At 64.0% G+C, this 3,664-nt stretch carries 2 protein-coding genes and 1 pseudogene; all 3 read right to left on the bottom strand.

Annotation, left to right across the window (positions count from 1 at the left end):
* Nucleotides 1–85 precede the first annotated feature (85 nt).
* The gene (locus ACV530_RS36470) at nt 86–706 is read right to left on the bottom strand and encodes a DUF6531 domain-containing protein (protein ID WP_494337031.1); all 621 of its coding nucleotides are present in this window, start codon (nt 704–706) and stop codon (nt 86–88) included.
* Between the two features lie 47 nt (nt 707–753).
* Nucleotides 754–3,180, bottom strand: coding sequence for an IPT/TIG domain-containing protein (locus tag ACV530_RS36465; protein ID WP_494337030.1), 2,427 nt, complete (start codon nt 3,178–3,180; stop codon nt 754–756).
* 367 nt (nt 3,181–3,547) lie between these two features.
* A pseudogene (locus ACV530_RS36460) lies at nt 3,548–3,664 on the bottom strand (IS5/IS1182 family transposase); the annotation flags it as partial.

Below are 3,664 nucleotides of genomic sequence, written 5' to 3'. Positions count from 1 at the left end.
ATGCTGGGACAAGGCCATCGCGCCACCTCTCTCAACGAGCTTGCCTACTCGGAGAGTTGCGCGATGGCCGCCCCATGACCAGGGGCTACGCGGAGATCGCTGTTACACCACCCGGTGGGACACCATCCTTGTACTGCTCTTTGGAGTGCAGGAAGACGTTGTAGGACAGGTCACGGCCGATACCGAAGGCCCGGGTGCGGGTATCGCCCTGCCAGTACGTGCGGTTGACCTCCGCCGAACCCAGCGGATCGGCAACTGCCAGATCCGTGCGTGTGTCCGTGAGCATGCCTGTGCCGAGGTCGACCGGGTCCCCGGACAGCCAGTCGATCGCGTCAGTGATGCGTGAGAGGTCCCAGGGAATCAGGTCCGACACGTTGAACATCGCGCCGTGGAACGCCCAAATGCGGGTCTTCGAGTCCGGCACGACCTGTCGCCCGTCGGCGCTCACGGCGCCGTGACCGTAGACGTACCACCCCTTCCCCTTCGGATCGTAGTCCATGAACTCCACCGCACTGCCCGGGGGTTCATGGGTGTAGTTGGGGTAGACGATCTGTGCGCCCTTGGGGAAGACATAGGTACCGCCTGGCTGCACAGTGAAGAAAACCGGCACCACACGGTTCTTCGGCAGCGGGAAGGGCGGCCGGTCGATGGGTATCGGAGTGATGCCGAGTTCGGTGACCGGTTTTCCCTGCTCGTCACGGATCACCGAGCCCTTGGGGATGCGCACCTCGAGGCCGGGAATCTGCGGGGTCTTCAGGACCTGTCCTGCTTGGTCGGAGCGTCGAAGGTGACGGTATGCCTGGTGTCCAGGGGCGACATCCAGACTGGGAAGCCGAGATCTGTGACCTTGCCGGCCTTCGGGTGAATGAGGATGTGGAATATCCCGTACTGACGCTCTTTGGAGTTCGCCGTACGGCCGTCGACCACCAGCGTCGTTGCCCGGTCGCTGATCCCTGCCAAGAGGAACCGGCCTTGTGTGTCGGTGCGCACGCTCTGATCGCCCACAGAGACCTGCACGCCCGCCAGCGGATTGCCGTCGAGCTTCAGCAAGTGACCGGTCAGGGCAGTCCTGCCGGGCGGTGCCCTCAATTGCGCCGGGGACCTCGGTGCGTCCCCGCGACGCGTGAGCCAGTCCTGGCCAGTCAGATGTGTCTTGTCCGGCTGCCACGCATCCGCGCCGGAAGGGACCACCCCCTCAACACCCTTTGTCTTGCCCTCGTCGGCTCCTGCCCGCTGTGTCTTCTGCAACTCCTGCCTCGGCGCATCGGATACGAGCGGCAGGTCCCAGGCCGGTTTGCGCAGCCACGGTCCGCCCTCCACCCTGCCGAGCTCGGGGGTGGTCGCGGCTGTCGTGGTGGCCAGCCTCATGTCAACTGTGCCGGTACCTCCGGAATACGTCCGCATATGGACCCGGTAGGTTCCGCCCTCTGCCACACTCCTGAGAGGAATGGTCACTCCGGCCCAGCCGCCCAACATCAGGTATGAATCAACCACCTTGGCGCCGGACGGCGCGAAGACGGTGACATACACGTTGTCCGAGAACTGGTTGTTGGCCAGTGTCAGGACGTAGCTGCTTCCTGCCGTCCCATCGAAGTGCGACTCCGCATACTGGCCTGGCCTCGCGATGTTCGCCACTACTGCCGCCCCGTCGGGCGTCAGATTGGGCAGCCCCAATGGAGTCGACAGGGTGAGCTTTACTCTCCCCGTTCCGATACCGTCCGGTGCGACACGGATGGTATAGACACCGTCTGCAGGAAGCGGAGGGCTGTCCCACTTCGCGCTACCGCTGCTACCCGGCCCACCGCACGCCCTCACAGACCCAATGCGCGCGCCACCCGGCGCCGAGATCTCGGCATCGACGCATGAGTCGGCATCAGTCATCCCCAGACTCAGCCGGTCATCCTTGTGACCGTCGAAGCGTGCGACACCGTTCTGCGCTGGCCGGGAAAGATTCACGGCCAGCGTCGCATCATCGGCCGCCAGTCTCCCGATCTCAACAAAGTGCGACGCCGTTACCTTGACTTGGGCCGGTTGCACGCCGCTGGCGCCCAGCACCAGCACATAGCGGCCCGTCTTGGGAAGCTCGGACACGTTCAACGAATCGCTGAAATGCGCGGAGATCGAGATGCTCTTGAACTCGCTGCCATCCGGATCGTATACGTAGCCTGTCAGAGACTCCGGCGAACCCGAATTGTCGATCGACAGAGACAATGATTCCCCTGTCGAGGCGTTGAACGTCCACTTACCGTGCTGCCCGGGACGTCTCAGCTCGGCCACCAGCGACGGACCTGAGAAGGAAAGCTCACCGAGATCAACAGGGTTCGACAAGGTGACTGCCACCACACCTATGTTGTTCCGCCCGGGATCCAGCACCAGCGTGTAGGTTCCGTTGAGCGAGAGCCCTCGCTTTTCCCAGCTGCCACTCCGCCCATACAGTGACCCGCTGCCACGCACCTCCGCGCCAGTAGGGTCGTACAGCCGAAGAGCGACACTGGAGTTGAACGTCGATCCAGAAAATCCAAAGTCGATGTCATCGCCACTGCGCGCATCAAAGAGAACACGCGCCCGCTTGCCGGGATCGGTGACCGCCACCGAAACAGGATCAGCATCGGCCACCGATGCGCGTACCGTAGTCTGGAACTCGGACTGGTTCCCGTCCATCGGAGTGAAAGCTCCCGCTGTCGATCCCCGGCCATCGGGGGTTTCGACTTCAATGGGCCCGGTCTTCACGTCCGGTGGCACCTTCACTGTCAAAGAGGTGTCGGCCCGGTCCGTGACCTCGGCCAGGTGGCCGCCGCTGAACCGCACGATGTTGTCGGTCAATTGCTGCGCAAAACCTGATCCCGACAGAACTACGCTCGCACCTTCCGCCCCTCTTGTGGGAGAGAACCCTGTTATCTTCGGCCCGCCGGGAGAAACCGTGAAGGTCTCAGCGGAATCCACGCTCGCGCCACCAGCCGAGACCGATACCTTTCCCGTGCCCGCACCATCCGGAACCGTGACCGTCAACCGCGTCGCGGAAGCGGAGTTGACCTGGGCGTTCTTGCCGCCGAGCGAGACCGAGTCGCCCTCGGCCGTGCCCGCGAATCCTGTACCCGAGATGACCACGGTCGCTCCGGCCGGCGCGCGCAAGGGTACGACCGACAGTACTGACAGCTTGGTCGAGGCATAGCGGTCCACGCCCAAACGGTTGCCTGCAGCGTCGTATCGGTATCGGGCTGTCTCACCCTTGGTGTCCGTAACCCCGACCAGGCGCCCGGCCGCGTCGTAGGCGTAGATCGCCGAGTCGGTCGTGGGTGCCGAACTTCGTTGCACAGGGCGTGCTTTGGGCTTCGCATTCGATCGAGTGGCAGGGGCTGCTTTGGTCACCGGAGGCGTTGGCCGTGTTTGCGGACGAACCGCCTGCGCTGGCACGGCGCCAGCCAACAGCCCCAGCGTGAGGGCGCCCACTGTCAGCGACCGCCAGCGTGCGGAGAGACGTACACCGAACCGTTCACCGTACATGCGCAGCACGCCCCCCGGAGCCTCTACAGGCTTAGAGGATGTCTCACGTGGTGATCTTGGCGAGTTTCTTGTAGCAGGTGAGGGCGGCCGCGAGGCCGAGGAAGGCGAGGAAGTGGGAGCCCTTGCGTTCGTACCGGACGGTGAGGCGGCGGTAGCCGAA

The sequence above is a fragment of the Streptomyces sp. SX-6 genome, assembly GCF_059089585.1.
Note: the sequence above shows the minus strand (reverse complement) of the source record. Positions and strands in the feature narration are given on the sequence as shown.